We start from the raw sequence: 20,691 nt of genomic DNA on the forward strand, positions 1-20,691 counted from the left end.
TCAACCGCCACGGCCTGCGCATGGGCACCAGCGAGCTCTACAGCGCGGTCGAAGCCCTGCCCGAGGTGCTGGACAGCATGGTGGTCGACCTCGAATACCTGGGACGCGAGAGCTACATGCCGCTGTTCGTGGTGCTGCGCCCCGGGCTCGCGCTCGACGACGTCCTGCGCGCGAAGATCGGCGCCGCGATCCGCACCGCGCTCTCGCCGCGCTTCCTGCCCAACGACGTCTTCCAGGTGGCCGAGATCCCGCGCACCCTCTCGGGCAAAAAGCAGGAACTGCCGATCAAGAAACTGCTGCTCGGCCAGCCGCTGGAGAAGGTCATCAACAAAGAGGCCATGGCCAATCCGGGCTGCCTGGACTGGTACGTGGCCTTCGCCCGCCAGCGGGCCGGTGCCACCGACGCCTGAAATCCCCGGGCCGATGGGCCGTTCCGGCCCCGCACATGTTGAAACAGTTTGGTACTGGTCAAAACATCCGCTTTGCAAAACACTTGCGACTGATCGCGCTGCCATTCGCCCCGCCCGGCAGGCAGCCGCCGATCAGATCGGAGGACCCAGATGAACCGCGGACTTTCTCCCGTGGAGCCAGAAGGCTTGGTGGAGCCGATGGACATCGACCTGGACACCCTGGACCATGCGTTGATGGACCTGCTGACCAGCGACTGGCAGACCCTGGACGATGGCGAGCCGACGGACGCGGCGGCGGTGGCCCAAGGGCTCAGACCGGCCGCGTGAGGCGCCAAGACCTGAGGCCAGCAGGCGCGTCGACGGCGGCGTAGCATGCCCCGTCTTCGTTCCTTCCTCGCCACACCATGTCCATCACCCTCTCGTCCGCCAGCCTGCCCGTTTTCCAGACCGCCCTGTCCAACCTGCTGTATTGCCTGGGCAAAGCCGAGGCCAGCGCCGCCGCGCGCAAGTTCGACCCCAATGTGTTCGTGGCGGCGCGCCTGGCGCCCGACATGCTGCCCTTCGCTTCGCAGATCCGCATCGCCTGTGACGCGGCCAAGAACGGCACCGCGCGGCTGGCCGGCATCGAGGCGCCGAAATTCGACGACAACGAAACCAGCTTCGCCGAACTGCAGGCCCGCATCCAGAAGACCCTGGACTGGCTCGCGACCGTGCCGGCGGCGTCCATCGACGGCCGGGAAGAGGTCGAGATCACCTTCCCCGTCGGTCGCGACAAGACCCGCACCATGACCGGCGAGGCGTATCTGAAGCACTGGGCCATCCCCAACATGTTCTTCCACGTCACCACCGCCTACGCCCTGCTGCGCCACAACGGCGTGGACCTGGGCAAGGCCGACTACCTGGTGGGGGCGCAGGTCTGAGCGTCGGGAACCGATGGCCCTCAACCATGGCCGGGTGCTGGCCCCTCTCACTTTCCACTCACCGGCGCGGCGGCGCGGCCTGAGCGCCGGGGTGGCGGCGCTGGCGCTGATCGCGCTGCCCGCCTGGCCCGCCGACGGTCCGCGCCCGCTGCGCATCGTGGTGCCCTTTCCGGCGGGAGGGACCCTGGACCTGCTCCTGCGCCGACTGGCCGAGCCGCTGTCCGCGACGCTGCAGCTGCCGGTGATCGTGGACAACCGACCGGGCGCCTCCGGCGTGCTGGCGGCGCGGATCGTGGCGCAGGCGCCCGCCGACGGCGGCACGCTGCTGTACCTGCATTCGGGCCTGGTCACGGTGCAGGCCATGACGGGACAGCTGGATCTGTTGAACATGTTCCAGCCGGTGGCCCGCATCCACAGCTCACCCTATGTGCTGACGCTGCGCGGTGGCCTGCCGTACCGCAGCCAGGCCGAGCTGTTTGCCGCCGTGCAAGCCCAGCCGGGTCGGTTCAGCTTCGGCTCGGGTGGCAACGGATCGCCCGCGCACCTGCTGCTGGCGCTGCTCGCCGAACGTGTGCCGGGCGGGCTGCCCCTCACCCACGTGCCCTACAAGGGCGGTGTCGAGTACGTGCGGGGCCTGCTGGCGGGCGAAGTGGATGTCTGTTTTGCCCTGCCGGGTGCGGTGGCCGAGCAGGTGAAAACCGGACGCCTGCGCCTGCTCTCCGTCACAGGGCCCACCCGGCTGGCCCAGTTCCCCGATCTGCCGACGGTGGCCGAGGCGGGGGTGCCGGGCTTTCACGCCGAGCCCTGGGGCGGGTTCGCCGCGCCCGCGGGCACGCCCGCTGCGCTGGTGGCGCGGCTGGCGGCAGCGTTGCGGCTGGCGGCGGAAGATCCTGGGGTGGTGGCCCTGTTGCACGATCAGGGCGGGCGGCTGGATGTCAGCGCGTCGCCGGCCGAGTTCAGCGCGGCCCTGCGTGGCCAGATCGAGGTCGATCGGTCCGTCGTCAAACGGCTGGGATTGAGCAACAACTGAACGGGCTGCGGATCAGGGCGGGTCGAGCTCGCTTTCGATGAAGGCGACCAGCCGCGCAACGTCCGGAATGTCAAAGCGGCCATAGCCCGCACTGATCAGGCCGCGCCGCTCCAGCGCCCCCACCAGCCCGTTGGCCGACTGGCGCGAGCAGCGCGCCAGCTGCGCCAGTCGCGCCTGCGTGACCTGCACCGTCGCGCTGCCGGTGTCGCCCTGGCTGCCCTGGGTGCGCGCCAGCAGGTGGATCAGCTTGGCCATGCGCTGCTCCGGACCCAGCAACACCGAATCGCCGGTCCACTCCATGAGCTGGCGCACGCGCATCCCCATGTCGCCGATCACGCCCAGGTACAGCGCCGGGTGGCGCTTGGCGATCGCGCGCACCAGATCGGTGGGCAGGGCGATGTAGGTGGCGCCGGGCGTGCTGTAGAAATCGTTCTCGGTTTGGTGCCGCGAAAAACACCCGACCCAGGCCGCCCAGCCGCCGGGGCCGATGTCGCCCAGCACGACCTCGGTGCCGTTGGCTCGGCGCGCAATGATTTCCAGCGTGCCCTGCACCACCAGGCGCAGCCGGGTCAGCGGCTGGCCTGCGGCGTTGAGCAAGGCGGCGCCGTCGAAGTGTTCCACCCGGGCCGCCACCGCCAGCTCACGCACCGCCTCATCCGGCAGGTCGGCCAGCACCGGGGCGCGGCGCAGGAAGGCTTCGACGTCCAGGCCGGGGGCGCTGCTGGGACGGTGGGGCTGGGCAGGGCGGGGATCAGGGTTTGTCATGAGACAGGCGGGCGGGCTTTGTCGGAATCACGACATTTGCTTGCCGGGTGGCTACCTAGTATCGCCACAGCGTTGGGCCCTGTACAGGCCAGCCGCACCCCTCACCGGATTCACCCACATGAGCGAATCAAACAGTCAGCCGTTGCTCGCCACACTGGCGCGCCAGCGCCAGGCCTATCTGGCCGACCCCGTGCCGACCCTGCAGCAGCGCAAGGCCGACCTACGCACCCTGCAGCGCTTCATCCGCGAGAACAAGCAGGCGATCTGCGACGCCATCAGCGCCGACTACGGGCACCGCTCGCCACACGAAACCATGCTGGCCGAGATCTTCCCGGCCATCGACGGCGTGGACCACGCCATCAGGCACCTGCGCGGCTGGATGAAGCCGCAGCGCCGCGCGGTCGACCTGCGCAACTTCCTGGGCGCACGCAACCGCGTGATCCCGCAGCCACTGGGCGTGGTGGGCGTGATCGTGCCCTGGAACTTCCCGATCAACCTCAGCCTGGTGCCGCTGACCTGCATCCTCGCTGCCGGCAACCGCGCGATGGTGAAGATGAGCGAGAACTCGCGCCACCTGGCCCGGCTGCTGATCGAGAAGATGCCGGCCTACTTCCCGCCCGAGAAGCTGCAGTTCTTCGACGAGACCGGCGGCGTCGGCATTGAGTTCTCGAAGCTGCCGTTCGACCACCTGCTGTTCACCGGCTCCGGCACCACGGGCCGGGCCGTCATGGCCGCCGCTTCACAAAACCTGTGCCCGGTCACGCTGGAGCTGGGTGGCAAGGCCCCGGCCATCGTCTGCGACGACTACCCGCTCAAACAGGCGGCCGAGCGCATCCTGTTCGTCAAATGCCTCAACGCCGGCCAGATCTGCACCACCGTCGACCACGCCTGGCTGCCGCAGGCGCGCATCGCCGAGTTCGTGGAGCACGCCAAGGCCATCGTGGCCGCGCGCTACCCCTCGCTGACCTCGCCCGACTACACCTCCATCATCGACCAGCGCTCGTTCGAGCGCCTGCTGGCCGCGCTGGACGACGCGCGCGAATGCGGCGCCACCGTGGTGCAGCTGGTGCCCGGCCCGGCCTTTGACGCCGCCACACGCAAGATCGCGCCCTGCATCGTGCTCAACGCGCCGGACCACAGCATCCTGATGCAGCGCGAGATCTTCGGCCCCATCCTGCCGCTGCGCGGCTACACCGACCCGGACGCCGTGATCGCGCACATCAACGCCGGCCCGCGGCCGCTGGCGATCTACCCCTTCAGCCACGACGGCAAGACCGTGCAGATGCTGCTGGACCGCGTGATGTCGGGCGGCGTGTCGGTCAACGACGCGCTGTTCCACGTCGGTCAGCACGACCTGCCCTTCGGCGGCGTTGGCGAGTCCGGCATGGGCCACTACCACGGCCATGAAGGGTTCGTGACCTTTTCCAAGCTGCGCCCGGTGTTTTACCAGGCGCGCTTCAGCACGCTGAAGTTCCTGATGCCCCCGTACGGCAGGTTCGCCGACCGGTTGCTGGCCTTTCTGACGAAATGAATCGCGGCACGCCGCACAACCCCTGGAGAGACACCATGAGAATTCCGAACCGCCTCAGTCCCTTTCTGGCAGCGCTGGCCTGTGCCGGCGGCCTGGTCGTGGGCAGTGCCGCGCTGGCCGCCGATCCCGTGCCGATGTCCGGTCCGAAATACCCCACCGAACTCACCAACAAGATGGGCGTGCCCGGCGAGCGCACCTGCTTCTGGGCGGTAGGCCCCTTTGGCGGCGACCCGTACCAGAACGTCGCGTACCCCGAAACCAACACCATCTACTGGGGCGCCAAGTTCACCACGCCCGAAGGCGCCAAGCTGAGGCTGGACGGTCAGTTCGCCCATTCTCGCTACACGTCCTACACAACATATGACGACCGCGGCCTGCCGGTCGAGACCCTGGCCGACTACCTGATCACCCCGCTGCCAGGCCACACCAACCCGGCCCGACACGGCGCTGACCGCACGGTCACCAAGCGCTCGTACAGCATCGACGTGACCGCCGGTGGCATGCGCGACACCACCCGGGCCGAAGGCTTCTTCCACGAGAGCACCACCGCCAAGACCATCGCCGCGCCCAAGAACGGTGGCACCCAGCAGGTGATCGTGCTGCGCAATTACCTGTCCGACAAGGGCCTGGGCATCACCGGCGGCGTGCCGCTGCCGGCGCCGGTGCTGACCCTGGCCGATGGCACGGAGCTGCGCGGTGCGGCGGCGTGCAAGGCGCTGAACACCAGCCAGTTGCTGAAGATTTCGCCCGACTCGTTCGGCATACCCATTGCCCGCTACCGCGAGCTGTTGACGCTGCCAGGCAAGCCCGACACCCACCCGGCCACCCTCCCGTCCACCTGGTACTCGGTGTTCGGTCGCAAGGAAATCGAGGGCCTGTTCACCGGCGAGATCGTCACTGGCGGGCGCAAGAGCGAGGGCTTCTACCCCACGGTGGACAACCAGTACATCCGCACCTTCACCAACCGCAAGTTCGGCCCGGTCTATGTGATGCGCGGCACCATGCCCTCGACGCCCAAGACCGTGAACGGCGACAAGGTGATGAACACCAAGGACGCTGATCTGCGCTACTGGTCGATCTGCTCGCAGCGTGGCTTTGCGAACACCACGGTGGTCCAGTGCCTGCACGACGAAGAGATGGTCACCTTCGGCCCGGAGCGCAACTACATCATCGCCTTCAGCCGCGCTTCGGATCGCCCGCGTTCGGCCTACGCGGAGTGCGGCATCAACTGGCTGGTATGGCCCGACGACGGCGACGGCATGTTCGACCCCGACCAGGGCAACCTGATCATCCGCAACATGCTGGCCCGGCCCGACTTTGCACACTCGATCCAGAAGGTCACAAAGCCTGGTGAAGAGCGCCAGGTCATGGGCAGCTACCTGCCCACCGGTTTCTACTTGAACAAGGACATGTTCGAGGCGGCCTTCACCTGCCGCTCCAAGGCCGAGCAGGCCAGCTTGGCCAAGCAGGCCGAAGAGGCTGACACCGCCCAGCAGGCGGCTGCCAAGGCCAAGTGAGTCGTTGGCCCAGGTTCACATGGCCTCGGCAATGGATGCTGCAGGCCATGTGCATTTGGGCACCTGATCACCCACACTGCTGCCCAGGAAGCCTTTGCTGAGTTGGAAATTGTGTTTTATACAAAGGACGTGCTGTGTACCTGCTTAGCCGGTTGATGGTCAAGGCGCTGGGTGTGGTGACACCGCTGATCCACCTTCCCAAGCCATTCTCTTTTGTCGGGCCGGGCGCTTCACTGTCGATGACGCGCGAAATCATCGGCACGGGTGCTCGGCGTGTCCTGGTCATCACCGATGCTGCCTTGTTCAAACTGGGACTTGCCAACCCGGTGATCGCAGAGCTGCAGGCCGCGGGCGTTACCGTGGAGGTCTTCAGCGAGGTGCAACCTGATCCCGGGTTTGAACTGGTGATGGCGGGCGTGGCACACGTCGGCCGCTACCAGCCCGATGCGGTCATTGCCATTGGCGGTGGATCGCCCATTGATTGCGCCAAGGCCATCCTGCTGTGCCATGCCAACGCATGCCATCCCCGCACGCTCAAAGGCCTGTGGCTGTATGCGCTGCCGCGCAAACGCACGCTGCCTTTTTATGTGATTCCCACGACCGCGGGTACTGGGTCCGAGGTCACCATCATTGCCATTGTTTCCGACAACGCCAACCACACCAAGATTCCCATCATTGACCCGAAGATGGTGCCTTCCATGATGGCGCTGGACCCCCAGCTCATGGTGGGACTGCCGGGATTCATCACGGCACCCACAGGCATGGATGCGCTCACCCATGCGGTGGAAGCCTGTATCTCGACCCTGGCCACCGACGAGACCGACGCGCTTGCGCTCGCAGCTGCGGCGAGCATTGTCAAGAATCTGCCCATCGCCTATAGCAATGGCCAGGACCTGGAGGCCAGAGAACGCCTGGCGGTTGCGTCCTGCATGGCCGGACTGGCGTTTACGCGAGCCGCAGTGGGCTATGTCCACGCCTTCTCGCACCAGTTGGGCGGCATCTACCACATCCCCCACGGGCTCATCAACGCCATTGTGCTGCCCTATGTGCTGGAGTTTTCCAAGTCACATTGCACCCGCAAACTGGCCAAGCTCGCGAGAGCCGCGGGCCTTGGCAAAGCGGAGTCGTCGGATATGGAACTGTCGGATGCCTTCATTGCCCTGATCCGAAAAATGAACCGGGACATGTCCATCCCCGGCTCCATCCAGCAACTGCAACGCAGCGACTTCCCGACCATCATCGACCGGGCGTTTTCAGAGGCACACGGTACCTATGGTGTACCCCGTTACCTCAGCCGTGCGCAGGCTGTGGCACTGCTGGAGCAGTTCCTGCCCGGCGCCTGACCATTTACCCCCAATCTCACATGACGAACGCACTCTACCCCCACCTGTTGAGCCCTCTGGATCTGGGATTTACCCAGTTAAAAAACCGCGTCCTGATGGGCAGCATGCACACCGGCCTGGAAGATGGCCGCAAACACTTCCCCCGCATGGCCGAGTTTTTTGCCGAGCGCGCCCGAGGTGGCGTGGGCCTGATGGTGACCGGGGGCTTTGCGCCGAACATCGAAGGGTGGCCCAAGCCCTTTGCCGGCATGCTGACCACATCGGGTGCGGCCAAGCGCCATCAGGTGGTGACCAAGGCTGTGCATGCCGAGGGCGGCAAGATCGCCCTGCAGATTTTGCACACGGGTCGTTACGGGTACCAGCCGCTCTGCGTCGCTCCCAGTCGTATCCAGAGCCCCATTTCTCCCTTTACACCGCGGGAATTGTCCGCGCGCGGCATCGAACGCCAGATTCGCGCCTTCGTGCGCTGTGCCAAGTTGGCGCGCGACGCGGGCTACGACGGTGTCGAGGTCATGGGCAGTGAGGGTTACTTCATCAACCAGTTTCTGGTGACTCACACCAACAAGCGCGACGACGAATGGGGCGGTGCCTATGCCAACCGCATGCGTCTGGCCGTGGAAATCGTGCGCCGCATTCGCGAGGCGGTCGGCCCGGACTTCATCATCATCTACCGCATCAGCCTGATCGACCTGATTCCCGACGGCAGCTCCTGGGAAGAGGTGCTTCAGCTGGCCCGCGCCATCAGCGCCGCAGGCGCCACCATTCTGAACACCGGCATTGGCTGGCACGAAGCGCGCGTCCCCACCATTGCCACCAGCGTGCCACGCGGCGCCTTCACCTGGGTCACCCGCAAACTGCGGGAGACGCTGCGCAGCGAAGGCAATTTGATTCCAGTGGTCACCAGCAACCGCATCAACATGCCGGATGTGGGCGAAGACATTCTGGCGCGCGGCGATGCCGACATGATCAGCATGGCGCGCCCGTTGCTGGCCGACCCCGATTTCGTGATCAAGGCTGCCAGTGGTCGCAGCGATGAAATCAACACCTGCATTGCCTGCAACCAGGCCTGCCTTGACCACACCTTCAGCCGCAGGATGTCGAGCTGCCTGGTCAATCCGCGCGCCTGCTTTGAAACGGAACTGGTGATTGCACCCGCCGTCACGCGCAAGCGCTTTGCCGTGGTCGGCGCAGGTCCGGCGGGTCTGGCGGCGTCAACCACGCTGGCGCAGCGCGGCCATGAAGTCCACCTGTATGACAGCGCCGAGCGCATTGGCGGTCAGTTCAACATGGCCAAGACCATTCCGGGCAAGGAAGAGTTTCATGAGACTCTGCGCTACTTTTCCAACCAGATCACCAAGACCGGGGTGCAGCTGCATTTGGGCACACGCGTCGACGCGGCGATGTTGGTGGCGCAAAAATTCGACGCGGTGCTGCTGGCGACCGGCATTACCCCTCGCAACCCCAAGATCGCCGGACAAGACCACCCGAACGTGCTGACCTATATCGATGTGCTGCTGCACAAAAAACCGGTGGGCAAGCGGGTCGCGATTCTGGGTGCGGGCGGCATCGGTTTTGACGTGGCCGAGTTCCTGTCGCACGGCACCGATCTGGGCCATCCCTCGACCTCTGTCGACCTGCCTGCCTGGTTGCAGGAGTGGGGTGTGGGTGACCCGCAGGAGCACCGTGGCGGGCTGGTCGCACGCAAGGTGCAGTCCGGTCCGCGCGAAGTCACCCTGATGCAGCGCAAACCCGGGCGCACCGGTCAGACCCTGGGCAAGACCACCGGCTGGATCCATCGCGCCACCCTGAAAATGAAGAACGTGCAGATGGTGACCGGCGTCAACTACGAGCGCATCGGAGCGCTGCCCTCCGGCGACGGGGTCGGTCTGGCCATCAGCGTCGGTGAGGACCGCAAAGACGGTGAGGTGATGGAATTTGACACCATCGTGTTGTGCACCGGACAGGAACCCCTGCGTGAACTGCAAGACCCCCTGCAACAGGCCGGTGTGTCAGTGCACCTGATTGGCGGGGCCTTTGAAGCCGGCGAACTGGACGCCAAGCGCGCGATCGACATGGGCACCCGACTGGCGGCGAGGCTGTAGGCGGTGTGGCGCCTGGAGCCCGGCAACCAAGAGGAAATGCACATGACCTCCTCATGCCCATTCTTGACCTGATTGCCGAGCGGCCTCGCCACGATGGACATGGAGCGCACCATCGCCGGGCCGTCGAAGCGCAACCCGAATTTCTACAACATGGCCCCCAGCTCCGAGCTCACCTCGAACTTCCTGTTCCCGTTCATGAAGCCCACCTTCAGCTTCGGACCACTGGAATTCGGCCAACCGCGGCTGACGTGAGATCACGGTGGCACGGCGCCATGTGGCGCGCGGCCGCTGAGCCAGTCATCGACTTCGATGTCTCTTCTTTGAAACCCGACCCTCGGAACACGTCATGGAAAAAATCTGGCTCACCAGCTATCCCCCCTCGTCCCCCCCGCCATCGACGTGACCGCCTACGGCTCGCTGGTGGAGCTGCTGGAGGAGGCCTTCGTCAAGCACCGCGACAAGGTGGCTTACCGCTCCCTGGGCAAGTCCATCACCTTCGGTCAGGTGGACCGATGGTCGGCGGACTTTGGCGCCTATTTGCAGAGCCTGGGCCTGAACAAGGGCGACCGCGTCGCCGTCATGCTGCCCAATGTGCCGCAGTACCCGGTGGCCGTCGCCGCCATCCTGCGGGCCGGCCTGGTGCTGGTCAACGTCAATCCGCTGTACACACCGCGGGAGCTGCAGCACCAGCTCAAGGACTCGGGCGCCAAGGCGATCCTGATTCTGGAGAACTTCGCCAGGACGCTCGAAGAGGTCGCCGCCGAGGTGCCGACCAAACACCACATCGTGGCGTCGATGGGCGATTTGCTGGGCCTCAAGGGCCTGATCGTCAACTACGTGGTGCGCCACAAGAAGAAGCTGGTGCCGGCTTACCGGCTTCCTGCGGCCGTGGGCTTCAAGGAGGCCTTGAGCCGGGGTGGCCGCGCCGCGCGCAGACCGGTGCCGGTCGGGCCCGACGACCTGGCCGTGCTGCAGTACACCGGCGGCACCACCGGTGTCAGCAAGGGCGCGATGCTGTTGCACCGCAACCTGGTGGCCAACATCCTGCAGTGCGAGGCCTGGTATGCGCCGGCCCTGGTGAGCCTGCCCAGGAGTGAGCAGTTCACCATCGTCTGCGCGCTGCCGATCTATCACATCTTCGGCTTCACCGCCTGCGTGATGCTGGGCATGCGCATGGGTGCGCTCAACATCCTGATCGCCAACCCGCGCGACCTGCCGGCGGTGTTCAAGGAGCTCAGGGACGAGACCTTCCACAGCTTCCCGGCCGTGAACACCCTGTTCAATGCCATGGCCAACCACCCCGAGTTCGACACCGTCGACTGGAAGCACCTGTTGCTGTCGGTGGGCGGGGGTTCGGCGGTGCAAAGCGGCACCGCCGCGTTGTGGCTGAAGAAGACCGGCTGCGCCATCGTGGAGGGCTACGGGCTCAGCGAGACCAGCCCCTCGGCCACCGTGGGCGTCAGCGATGGCAAGGTGTTCACCGGCAACATCGGTCTGCCCATTTGCAACACCGAGCTCAAGCTGCTGGACGACGACGGTAATGAGGTGCCGATGGGCCAGCCCGGCGAAATCGCCATCAAGGGCCCGCAGGTGATGGCCGGCTACTGGCAGCGCGACGACGAGACGGCCAAGGTCATGACGGCCGACGGCTTCTTCCGCAGCGGTGACGTGGGGGTGGTGGACGAGCGGGGCTTCTTCAAGATCGTCGACCGCAAGAAGGACATGATTCTGGTGTCGGGGTTCAACGTCTATCCGCTGGAAATCGACGACGTCATGTCGCGGCACCCTGGCATCCTGGAATGCGCGGCCGTGGGCGTGCCGGACGACAAGTCTGGCGAAGCCGTCAAGCTGGTGGTCGTGCGCAAGGACCCGGCCCTCACCGAAGACCAGGTGCGCGCCTTCGCCCACGAGATGCTCACGGGCTACAAGAAACCCAAGCTGATCGAGTTCCGCACCGAGCTGCCCAAGAGCGCCGTGGGCAAGGTGCTTCGCCGCGAGCTGCGCGACGGGGCGAAGGCCGCTGCGTAAGCCGGGGCCGGCCCCGTCGCAGGCGTGACCTGAAACGGGGTCGGGTTGGGGATGGCACGGTTCCCAGGGATCGCGGCACGGGCTATGGTGTGAGTCTTCCTACCACCTCGCTGGAGTCACGCATGCCGCTTCCCCGCCGCCCCGCCGCCCTCAACCGCCGCCAGGTCATCGCCTCGGCCGCCGCCCTGGCCGCGCCGGCCCTCTTGCCCGCGCACGTGTTTGCGCAGGACAAGTTCCCCAGCCGCCCCATCAAGCTGATCGCGCCCTGGCCCACCGGAGGCAGCAGCGATGCGGTCATGCGCGCCTTCGGCGACAGCGCCAGCAAGGCGCTGGGCGTGCCGGTGGTGATCGAGAACAAGCCCGGCGCCGGCGGTACCCTGGGCGCCTCCGCCATGGTCACCGCCGCGCCCGACGGCTACACCCTCACGCAGCTGCCGCTGGGCATCTACCGCCTGCCGCACATGCAGGCCATGAACTTCGACCCGGTGAAAGACCTCACCCACATCGTCTGCCTGACCGGCTACACCTTCGGTATCGCCTGCACCGCCGACGCGCCCTTCAAGACGCTCAAGGACATGGTCGCCTACGCCAAGGCCAACCCCGGCAAGCTCGAATACGGCCACACCGGCACCGGCACCACGCCGCACCTGGCCATCGAAGAATTCAGCGAGAAAGCCGGCATCCAGCTCAACCCGATTCCGTTCAAGGGCTCGGCCGAAATCATGCAGGCCATCCTGGGCGGGCACATCCGCGTCATGAGCGGCACCACCGAATTTGCGCCGCACGTGCAAAGCGGCAAGCTGCGCCTGCTGGCCACGCTGGGCCGCCAGCGCAACAAGGCCTTCCCCGACGTGCCCACCGTCAAGGAAAGCGGCTGGGACACCATCACCGAATCGCCCTTCGGCATCGGCGGCCCCAAAGGCATGGACCCGGCCATCGTCAAGACGCTGCACGACGCCTTCAAAAAGACGCTGGAAGATCCGGCCGTGCTCGCCGCGCTGGACAAGTTCTACATGCCCAGCATTTACATGAGCACCGCCGACTACACCGCGTACGGCGAACGCACCTTCAAGGCCGAGAAGGCGACGATCGAGCGGCTGGGGCTGGCGAAGAAGGGTTGAACAAGGGGCATGCCCATGTCGGCCTATGACCAGTTGCTGCGGCGCGTGCGCGCTTGCACGGTCTGCGCCGCGCACCTGCCGCTGGGGCCGCGTCCGGTGCTCCAGGCCCACCCCCTGGCGCGGCTGCTGATCGCCGGGCAGGCGCCAGGGCGCAAGGTGCACGAGAGCGGCGTGCCGTTCGACGACGCCAGCGGCGAACGCCTGCGCGACTGGATGGGCGTCTCGCGCGAGGCGTTCTACGACCCGCGACGGGTCGCCATCCTGCCCATGGGCTTTTGTTACCCCGGCACCGGTCGCTCGGGCGACCTGCCGCCACGCCCGGAATGCGCGCCCGCCTGGCGTGCACCGCTTCTGGATGGCATGCCACAGATCCGCCTCACGCTCGTCATCGGGCAGTACGCCATGGCGCACCACCTGCCAGGGGAGGCCCGCGCCCTTACCGACGTGGTGAAAGACTGGCGCAGTCTGCCGCCGGTGCTGGCGGTTCTGCCCCATCCCAGCCCGCGCAACAACCCCTGGCTCAAGAAGAACCCGTGGTTCGAAGCCGAATGTGTCCCGCTGCTGCGCCAACGGGTGGCGTTGGCGCTCTCGGCCTGAACCCATGCGCGTCCTATTGAGTCATCGACCTCGACCCGGGCGACCAGCTGGTGGCGGTGAGTGAGCCCCGTCGCGAATACCTGTGGATCCTCTCGCGCACGCCGACAGTGGGCGCGGCGGCTGACCAGGCGTTGCTGGGGCGCTTGCAGGCCAAGGGGTTTGACCTGTCGACGCTGGAGAAGTCGACGCAGCAGCGCTGAGGCGCATCGGGGTTCCATCGCGAGGCCACCTTGCCCAAGTACCTGATCTCCTTCCCCAGCGCCGCGATGGTGGTTCCCGACGGCGAGATGGCCGCGGTGAGCCGCGACTCGCACGCCGTGATCGAACAGGCCAAGGCCGCTGGCGTGTACGTCTTTGGCGGCGGCATCGATGAGCGCGTGCCGCCGGTGCGGGTCTCGGCCGACGGCGCGGTGGCCCCCGGCGGTTACCCGTGGGCGCCGCCGCTCAATGGCGGTTTCGCGGTGCTCGAACTGCCGTCGCGGGAAGACGCCATCGTGTGGGCGGCGCGCCTTGCCAAGGCCTGCCGCTGCGACCAGGAGCTGCGCGTGTTCGGGTTCGATCCGGCGTCCTGAGCCCGTGTGGGCAGCACCGTCCGCGGGTAAACCCGCCATTGACACCACCCCGCGCTGATCCCAAGGTGCAAGGCTTTCCGACGCCCGCCAGCCTGCCCTCCGGAGACGCGCCATGCACCACGCCACCACCAGCCCGCACCAGCACATCGCCACCGTGATGCAGGTGGCCGCGGACGGCGTCGGGGCGCAGGCGGCGGCGCGGCATGAGCAGGTGATCCGCGATTCGTGGCTGCGCTGTGTGCAGCAGCACCGGCTGGACCCGACGCGCATGCAGGAGGCGGTCATCCTGCCGCAGGCGCGGCTGCGCGAGCACCAGGACCAGATGGAGGTGCTGTTGCAGATCGCGCGCCATGGGCTGGAGTCGCTCTACAGCAAGGTCGCGGGCCTGGGTTACGTGGTGCTGCTGACCGACGCGCGCGGCGTGACGGTGGACTTTCTGGGCGACCTGGTGTTCGAGCCCAGCCTGCGCAAGGCGGGCCTCTACCTCGGTGCGGACTGGAGCGAGCAGCACGCGGGCACCTGCGGCGTGGGCACCTGCATCAGCACCGGCCAGGCGCTGACGGTGCACCTGGACGACCACTTCGACGCGACCCACATTCCCCTGACCTGCACCACCGCGCCGGTGTACGACAGTGCGGGGCAATTGAGCGCCGTGCTGGACATTTCGCAGCTGAGTTCGCAGCAGCCCAAGGAGAGCCAGCACCTGGCGCTGCAGCTGGTGAAGATGTGCGCGCACGACATCGAGAACGCGGCCTTCCTGCACCGCCACCGCCGCGACTGGGTGCTGCGCCTGTCGCAGGCGCCGCAGTTCCTGGACGTGCAGCCGGACTACCTGCTGGCGCTGGACGCCAACGGCCGCGTGGTGGGCCACAACCGGCGGGCGCAGCTGGCGTTTGAACAGGGGCAGCCGCTGATCGGCATGGGCTTCGAGCAACTGTTCGGTCTGCCCTTCGGCCAGATCGGCCGCTTCGTGATGACCCAGCCCTCGGACCAGCGCGCGGTGATGCTGGCGGGGGGGCGGCAACTGCTGTTCCTCTCGGCCGTGCCGCCGCCCGCGCGCCCGGTGGCGAGCGCGCCGCGCGAGGAGCGTCGCGTGCCCGCGCCGCTGGCCGCGCTTTCGGCCGGCGACGCCGCGCTGGACCGGCAGGTGGAGCGCGTGGCGCGGCTGGTGAACACGCCGATCGGCCTGCTGATCACGGGCGAGACCGGCTCGGGCAAGGAGTATTTCGCCAAGGCGGTGCACACCGCGAGCGAGCGGCGCGGCCGACCCTTCGTGGCGGTGAACTGCGCGGCGATCCCGGAGCACCTGATCGAGAGCGAGCTGTTCGGCCACCTGCCGGGCAGCTTCTCGGGCGCCTCGCCCAAGGGCAAGCGCGGCCTGATCGCCGAGGCCGACGGCGGCACGCTGTTCCTGGACGAGATCGGCGACATGCCGCTGGCGCTGCAGGCGCGGCTGCTGCGCGTGCTGTCCGAACGCGAGGTGCTGCCGGTGGGCGCGACCCGGCCGGTGCCGGTGAACATCCGTGTGATCGCGGCGACCCACGCGCCGCTGGAGCAGCTGGTGCTGGCGGGGCGCTTCCGCGACGACCTGTACTACCGCCTCAAGGGCGCGCACATCCAGCTGCCGCCGCTGCGCGAGCGCAGCGACCTGGGCGCCATGATCACGCGCCTGCTGGCCGGCCGCGCCATCACGCCCGCGGCGCTGCAACGCTTGCTGGCGCACCGCTGGCCAGGCAACCTGCGCGAGCTGCGCAACGTGCTCGACTACGCGGCCAGCCTGTGTGGCGAGGGGCCGATCGACCTGGACGATCTGCCGGAGCTGCAGGTCGAGCGGCTGCCGGCGCGCGCCGCTGCGGGCGAGGGCGCGCGCGACGACGGGCCGCAAGCCTTGCTGGATGCCCTGCGCGCCGCGCGCTGGAACGTGAGCGCGGTGGCTCGGGCGATGGGGCTCTCGCGCATGACGCTGTACCGGCGGATGAAGCGCGCCGGCATCGTTGCTCCGAATCGGCAGGACGACGTCGACGGCCGCTGTGCGCACTGAGGTCCGTTCGCCCTGAGCCTGTCGAAGGGCTTGACCTGCGTGGATGGAGCAGGGCTTCGGCGGGCTCAGCCCGAACGGAGGATGGGGCGGCGAGGGCAGTGACACCTGTCACTCACGCTGGGTGACAGCTGCACGGGGTGTGACACCCGGCGCAACCGTGTCACCCCAGACAGATCAAGCACTTGCGTGCGTCACCCGCATGGCACGCGTCTTGTGATGCAGAAGGCACCGGCCCGCACCGAGGTCGGCATCACAGGAGACAAACCATGACTGCAAACACGCCCTCCCAGCGGGCCCAACGCTGGCTGGACGCTTTCGGGGCCGCCCTGGCCTCCGGCCAGCCCGACCACGTGCTGCCCTTGTTCGACGCCGACTGCTACTGGCGCGACCTCGTGTCCTTCACCTGGAACATCCGCACGCAGGAAGGCCACGACGCCGTGCGCGACATGCTCGCCGCGCGGCAGGCAGAAACGGGTGCATCGAACTTCCAGCTCGAAGGCGAGGCCACCGAGGCCGACGGCGTGACCGACGCCTGGTTCACCTTCGAGACCCGGGTCTCGCGCGGCCGCGGCCACCTGCGCCTGAAAGGTGACAAAGCCTGGACCCTGCTGACCACCATGGTCGAGCTCAAGGGCTTTGAAGAGAAGAAGGGCACGCAGCGCATCAAGGGCGCCGAGCACGGCGCGCAGAAAGGCCGCAAGAGCTGGCTGGAGCGGCGCCACGAAGAAGAGGCGCGCCTGGGCTACGACGAGCAGCCGTACACGGTGATCATCGGCGGCGGGCAGGGCGGCATCATCCTCGCCGCGCGGCTGCGCCGCCTGGGCGTGCCCACCATCGTGATCGAGAAGAACCCGCGGGCCGGCGACAGCTGGCGCAACCGCTACAAGACCCTGTGCCTGCACGACCCGGTCTGGTACGACCACCTGCCCTACATGCCCTTCCCGGACGACTGGCCGGTGTTCGCGCCCAAGGACAAGGTGGGCGACTGGCTGGAGATGTACACCAAGGTCATGGAGATCAACTACTGGGGCTCCACCATTGCGAAGAAGGCCAGCTACGACGAGGCCAAAGGCGAGTGGACCGTGGTGGTCGACCGCCACGGCGAAGAGGTCACGCTGCGGCCCAAGCAGCTGGTGTTCGCGCTCGGTGTGTCGGGCTACGCCAACGTGCCCAAGATCGCGGGCGCCGACACCTTCGAGGGCGACCAGCACCACTCCAGCAAGCACCCCGGCCCCGAGCAATACGCGGGCAAGAAGTGCGTGGTGCTCGGCTCCAACAACTCGGCGCACGACATCTGCGCCGCGCTGTGGGAAAACGGTGCCGACGTCACCATGATCCAGCGCAGCAGCACGCACATCGCGCCCTCGAATTCGCTGATGGAGCTGGCGCTGGGCGGGCTGTACAGCGAGGAGGCGATCAAGAACGGCATCGACCACCACAAGGCCGACCTCGTGTTCGCCAGCGTGCCCTACAAGATCATGCACAGCTTCCACATCCCCGTGTACGACGAGATGAAGAAGCGCGACGCCGACCTCTACGGCCGGCTGGAGAAGGCCGGCTTCCTGCTCGACTTCGGCGACGACGGTTCGGGCCTGTTCATGAAATACCTGCGCCGCGGCTCGGGTTACTACATCGACGTGGGCGCGAGCGAGCTGGTGGCCAACGGGAGCATCAAGCTCAAGAGCGGCGTGAATATCGAGCGCATCAACCCCAAGAGCGTGACCCTGAGCGACGGCACCGAGCTGCCGGCCGACCTGATCGTCTACGCCACCGGCTACGGCTCGATGAACCACTGGCTCGCCGACCTCGTGTCACCCGAGGTGGCCGACCGCGTGGGCAAGGTCTGGGGGCTGGGATCGAGCACGACGAAAGACCCGGGGCCGTGGGAAGGCGAGCTGCGCAACATGTGGAAGCCGACCAACCAGAAGCAGCTGTGGATCCACGGCGGCAACCTGCACCAGAGCCGCCACTACTCGCAGTTCCTGTCGCTGCAGCTCAAGGCGCGCTACGAAGGCCTGGACACGCCGGTCTACGGGCAGGCGGCGGTGCACCACCTGCGGTGAGGGTGTGAGCCGCTGACGCATGGCTATAGTGGGCTGGCCCTGACGCCAGCCCACGCCATGCCCAGACCCAAGAAGTCCCACCGCCGGAGCGATCCATGCTGATCGCGCAGCAGCGCTCGGCCCTGTCCGGCTTCACCTACGATCTGGCGGCCGCCGACGGCACCGTGATCGGCGAGCTGTGTTTTCCCGACTGGGCGCAGGCCCGCAACGCGCGGCTGAAGAACCCGGCACCGGGCCTGCTGCGTTCCAGCATCGACCTGCGCCTGTCGGGCACGGCCTACCGCATCGAGTTCGAGTACACGCGCCGCGGCTGGACCAACGACATCCGCTTCGAGCTGATGCTGGACGGGGAGCGCCTCGCGTCGGCGGACGCGGTGGTCCCGAAGGGCGGCTTCCGGCGCGCCACCCTCCGCATCACCGAGCCCTTCCGTGGCGAGCTGGTCCGGCGCAGCGGTTTCTTCAAGACCCGCTTCGAGCTGCAGCGCGGCGGGCAGGCCCTGGGCCTGGTTCACGAGCCCGACGCGTTCACCACCCGGCGCCGGCTGTGCGCCGAGCTGGCCCCCGACATCCGGCCGGAGCTGCAGGCCTTCCTGCTGTTTCTCGTGATCAACCTGGCCTACGGCTGAACGCGGCTCAGCCCTTGCGGCTCACCAGCACGATCCCCGCGGCCACGCCCAGCAGCGCCAGCACCAGCTGCGTGGTCAGCGGTTCGCCCAGCAGCACCACGCCGAACACCAGCGCGAACAGCGGGGTGAGGAAGGTGAAGGTGCTCATCTGCGTCGCGGGGTAGTGGCGCAGCATCCACATCCAGGCCAGGTAGCTGGCAAAGGCGCCGACGGCGGTCTGCAGAAAGACCGAACCCCAGGCCAGCGCCGAGTAGTGAAACGACCAGGTTTCGCCCAGCGCCAGCGACAGCAGCGGGCAGACCACGGCGGTGACGCCCAGCTGGTAGAACAGCGACTTCTCGGCCTGGATGGTGGCCACCTTGGTGGTGCGGATGGCGATGGTGGTCAGGCCCCAGAACATGCCCGCGGCCAGGCCCATGGCGTCGCCCTTCCACTGGCCCGGCGCCGAGCCGTGCAGGAAGGCTTCGCTGAAGGCGATGCCCACCGCGCTGAAAGCGATGACCAGGCCGATCCACTGGAGCTTGCGCAGCCGTTCCGACGGCACGAAGCGCGGCAGCAGCACCGCCACCCAGAACGGGCTGGTGTAGAGGAACACCGTCAGGCGCGAGGCGCTGGTGTGCTGCAGGCCGAGGTAGATCAGGCAGAACTCGGCCGCGAACAGCAGGCCCACGACCAGCCCGCCGTGCAGCGAGCCGTCGCGGCCGAACAGCCTGACGCCGCGGAACTGGCACCAGAGCCAGAGCAGGGTGGTGGCGCCGGCCATGCGCACCGAGGCCTGCCACAGCGGCGGGATCTCGCGGCCGGCGAACTTGATCAGGATCTGCTGGAAACCCCAGAAGGCGCAGCAGGCCACCAGCACGGTGATGGCGAAGGTGTCGAGGTGGTCTTTGCGTTGGACAGCGGTCATGAGGGCAAGGGAGCGCAGAGGGAAGAGGGTGGTCCGGCGGCGGGGCGCCCCGGGCGGGATCAGTCCCCGCGGGGTGCGGGGCCCCGCGCGGCGGCGGCGCGGGGGGGCTCGTGCACCAGCTTTTGCAGCTGGCGTTTGAGCGCTTCGGCTTCGGTGGCCGACCAGCGCGAGAGCAGGGTGCTTTCCTGCGCGCGGGCCTGTGCGATCAGCGCGGCGGCGATGCGCCGGCCCTCGCTGGTGGCGACCACCAGGGTGCGGCGCTGGTCGGCCGGGTCGGCCAGCTGGGCCACCAGGCCGTCGTCGGCCATGCGCTGCACCAGCTTGGTCACGGTGGGCTGTTTGGCCAGTACGTCGTGCGCCAGCTGGCCAATGGGGATGCCCGTGCTGTCCGGCGCGAGCCCGGCGTCGTGCAGCACCGCCAGCACGCGCCAGGCGATGTGGGTCAGGCCCTGCGCGGCGATGGCGTTTTCGAAGTCGCGGTAGACCGCGTGGCTGGCCTGGCCCAGCAGGTAGCCCAGGTAGCTGCCGACGAAGCGGTCGTCGGGCGCCTGCGGTGCGCTGGGGTCGGCCTGGGCGCCTTGCAGGGGGTGTTCGGTGTAGAAGCGGCCGCCGTGGTAGAGCAGCGGCGAGGCGCTGGGGCTGCGCGTGCAGCGCTCGACCTCGCCCACGAAGATGACGTGGTCGCCCTCGGTGTACTGGCTGCGGTTGAAACACTCGAAGGTGGCGACGCAGCCCTGCAGCAGCGGCGCACCGCTCACGCCCGGCGTGTAGGCGACGTCGGCCCAGCGGTCGACGCCGCGCGCCGCGAAGCGCTCGGCCAGCGCCTGCTGGTCGGCGGCCAGCACGTTGATCGCGTAGTGCCGACCGGTGGCGAACACGGCCATGGAGCCGGCCGCCTGGCCCAGGCTCCAGAGCACCAGCGGCGGATCGAGCGAGACCGAGTTGAAGGAACTGGCCGTCAGGCCCACTGGTTCGCCGTCGTCGTTGCAGGCGGTGACGATGGTGACGCCGGTCGCGAACATGCCCAACGCCGCCCGGAAGTCGCGCGGTGAGAAGTCGGGGGGGCGGGCCGAATGGCCGGCGGCTCGGGAGGGGGACATGGCGTCAATTTATATGAA

The 20,691-nt window shown here is 67.6% G+C and carries 18 protein-coding genes and 2 pseudogenes; 17 read left to right on the forward strand and 3 right to left on the reverse strand.

Going from position 1 to position 20,691, the window contains the following annotated elements; translation table 11 throughout:
- From RMP09_RS10940 to RMP09_RS10955, 4 genes are all read left to right on the forward strand, one after another.
- Positions 1-410 (forward strand): AMP-binding enzyme (locus RMP09_RS10940; RefSeq protein ID WP_409559717.1); only part of this gene is annotated, 410 nt, incomplete at its 5' end.
- Between the two features lie 150 nt (positions 411-560).
- Positions 561-737 carry a hypothetical protein gene (locus RMP09_RS10945; protein WP_310566013.1) on the forward strand — a complete coding sequence of 59 codons (177 nt, stop codon included), beginning with the start codon at positions 561-563 and terminating at the stop codon, positions 735-737.
- A 77-nt stretch (positions 738-814) separates the two neighbouring features.
- A complete protein-coding gene (locus tag RMP09_RS10950; RefSeq protein WP_310566014.1) occupies positions 815-1,330 on the forward strand; it encodes a DUF1993 domain-containing protein in 516 nt (171 codons plus the stop codon).
- Positions 1,331-1,364: 34 nt separating this feature from the next.
- Positions 1,365-2,360: a tripartite tricarboxylate transporter substrate binding protein gene (locus RMP09_RS10955; RefSeq protein ID WP_310566015.1), complete on the forward strand. Its 996-nt coding sequence runs from the start codon at positions 1,365-1,367 to the stop codon at positions 2,358-2,360.
- A gap of 12 nt (positions 2,361-2,372) precedes the next feature.
- Here the strand turns inward: RMP09_RS10955 and RMP09_RS10960 are convergent, their stop codons facing one another.
- On the reverse strand, positions 2,373-3,125 hold the full coding sequence (locus RMP09_RS10960; RefSeq protein WP_310566016.1) for a Crp/Fnr family transcriptional regulator: 753 nt from the start codon (positions 3,123-3,125) through the stop codon (positions 2,373-2,375).
- 118 nt (positions 3,126-3,243) lie between these two features.
- On the opposite strand from RMP09_RS10960, the gene RMP09_RS10965 reads away from it, so the two are divergent.
- The 13 genes and pseudogenes from RMP09_RS10965 (at position 3,244) to RMP09_RS11025 (ending at position 18,666) form a co-directional block, all read left to right on the forward strand.
- Positions 3,244-4,656, forward strand: a complete 1,413-nt coding sequence (locus tag RMP09_RS10965; RefSeq protein WP_310566017.1) for a coniferyl aldehyde dehydrogenase — start codon at positions 3,244-3,246, stop codon at positions 4,654-4,656.
- 35 nt (positions 4,657-4,691) lie between these two features.
- Positions 4,692-6,173 carry a hypothetical protein gene (locus RMP09_RS10970; protein ID WP_310566018.1) on the forward strand — a complete coding sequence of 494 codons (1,482 nt, stop codon included), beginning with the start codon at positions 4,692-4,694 and terminating at the stop codon, positions 6,171-6,173.
- 134 nt (positions 6,174-6,307) lie between these two features.
- Positions 6,308-7,516, forward strand: a complete 1,209-nt coding sequence (locus RMP09_RS10975; RefSeq protein ID WP_310566019.1) for an iron-containing alcohol dehydrogenase — start codon at positions 6,308-6,310, stop codon at positions 7,514-7,516.
- A gap of 20 nt (positions 7,517-7,536) precedes the next feature.
- Positions 7,537-9,618 carry an NADPH-dependent 2,4-dienoyl-CoA reductase gene (locus tag RMP09_RS10980; RefSeq protein ID WP_310566020.1) on the forward strand — a complete coding sequence of 694 codons (2,082 nt, stop codon included), beginning with the start codon at positions 7,537-7,539 and terminating at the stop codon, positions 9,616-9,618.
- A 99-nt stretch (positions 9,619-9,717) separates the two neighbouring features.
- The gene (locus RMP09_RS10985; RefSeq protein ID WP_310566021.1) at positions 9,718-9,870 is read left to right on the forward strand and encodes a hypothetical protein; all 153 of its coding nucleotides are present in this window, start codon (positions 9,718-9,720) and stop codon (positions 9,868-9,870) included.
- A 94-nt stretch (positions 9,871-9,964) separates the two neighbouring features.
- Positions 9,965-11,646 (forward strand): annotated as a pseudogene (locus RMP09_RS10990) (long-chain-fatty-acid--CoA ligase).
- Positions 11,647-11,768: 122 nt separating this feature from the next.
- Positions 11,769-12,767 carry a tripartite tricarboxylate transporter substrate binding protein gene (locus tag RMP09_RS10995; RefSeq protein ID WP_310566022.1) on the forward strand — a complete coding sequence of 333 codons (999 nt, stop codon included), beginning with the start codon at positions 11,769-11,771 and terminating at the stop codon, positions 12,765-12,767.
- Positions 12,768-12,782: 15 nt separating this feature from the next.
- Positions 12,783-13,364 carry a uracil-DNA glycosylase family protein gene (locus RMP09_RS11000; protein ID WP_310566023.1) on the forward strand — a complete coding sequence of 194 codons (582 nt, stop codon included), beginning with the start codon at positions 12,783-12,785 and terminating at the stop codon, positions 13,362-13,364.
- A gap of 23 nt (positions 13,365-13,387) precedes the next feature.
- Positions 13,388-13,564, forward strand: a complete 177-nt coding sequence (locus RMP09_RS11005; RefSeq protein ID WP_310566082.1) for a lipocalin family protein — start codon at positions 13,388-13,390, stop codon at positions 13,562-13,564.
- A gap of 30 nt (positions 13,565-13,594) precedes the next feature.
- The gene (locus tag RMP09_RS11010; RefSeq protein ID WP_310566024.1) at positions 13,595-13,936 is read left to right on the forward strand and encodes a transcription initiation protein; all 342 of its coding nucleotides are present in this window, start codon (positions 13,595-13,597) and stop codon (positions 13,934-13,936) included.
- 112 nt (positions 13,937-14,048) lie between these two features.
- Positions 14,049-15,977 carry a sigma-54-dependent Fis family transcriptional regulator gene (locus RMP09_RS11015; protein WP_409559718.1) on the forward strand — a complete coding sequence of 643 codons (1,929 nt, stop codon included), beginning with the start codon at positions 14,049-14,051 and terminating at the stop codon, positions 15,975-15,977.
- A gap of 266 nt (positions 15,978-16,243) precedes the next feature.
- Positions 16,244-18,040: an NAD(P)/FAD-dependent oxidoreductase gene (locus RMP09_RS11020; RefSeq protein ID WP_310566025.1), complete on the forward strand. Its 1,797-nt coding sequence runs from the start codon at positions 16,244-16,246 to the stop codon at positions 18,038-18,040.
- Between the two features lie 95 nt (positions 18,041-18,135).
- Positions 18,136-18,666, forward strand: a complete 531-nt coding sequence (locus RMP09_RS11025) for a hypothetical protein (protein ID WP_310566026.1) — start codon at positions 18,136-18,138, stop codon at positions 18,664-18,666.
- Between the two features lie 7 nt (positions 18,667-18,673).
- Here RMP09_RS11025 and RMP09_RS11030 read toward each other — a convergent pair whose 3' ends face one another.
- Complete coding sequence (locus RMP09_RS11030) at positions 18,674-19,573, reverse strand: DMT family transporter (protein ID WP_310566027.1); 900 nt, start codon at positions 19,571-19,573, stop codon at positions 18,674-18,676.
- Positions 19,574-20,154: 581 nt separating this feature from the next.
- Positions 20,155-20,673, reverse strand: a pseudogene (locus RMP09_RS11040) (flavin reductase family protein); the annotation flags it as partial.
- Positions 20,674-20,691: the final 18 nt, after the last annotated feature.

The sequence above is a fragment of the Hydrogenophaga sp. genome, assembly GCF_031426985.1.
Taxonomy (GTDB): domain Bacteria; phylum Pseudomonadota; class Gammaproteobacteria; order Burkholderiales; family Burkholderiaceae_C; genus Hydrogenophaga.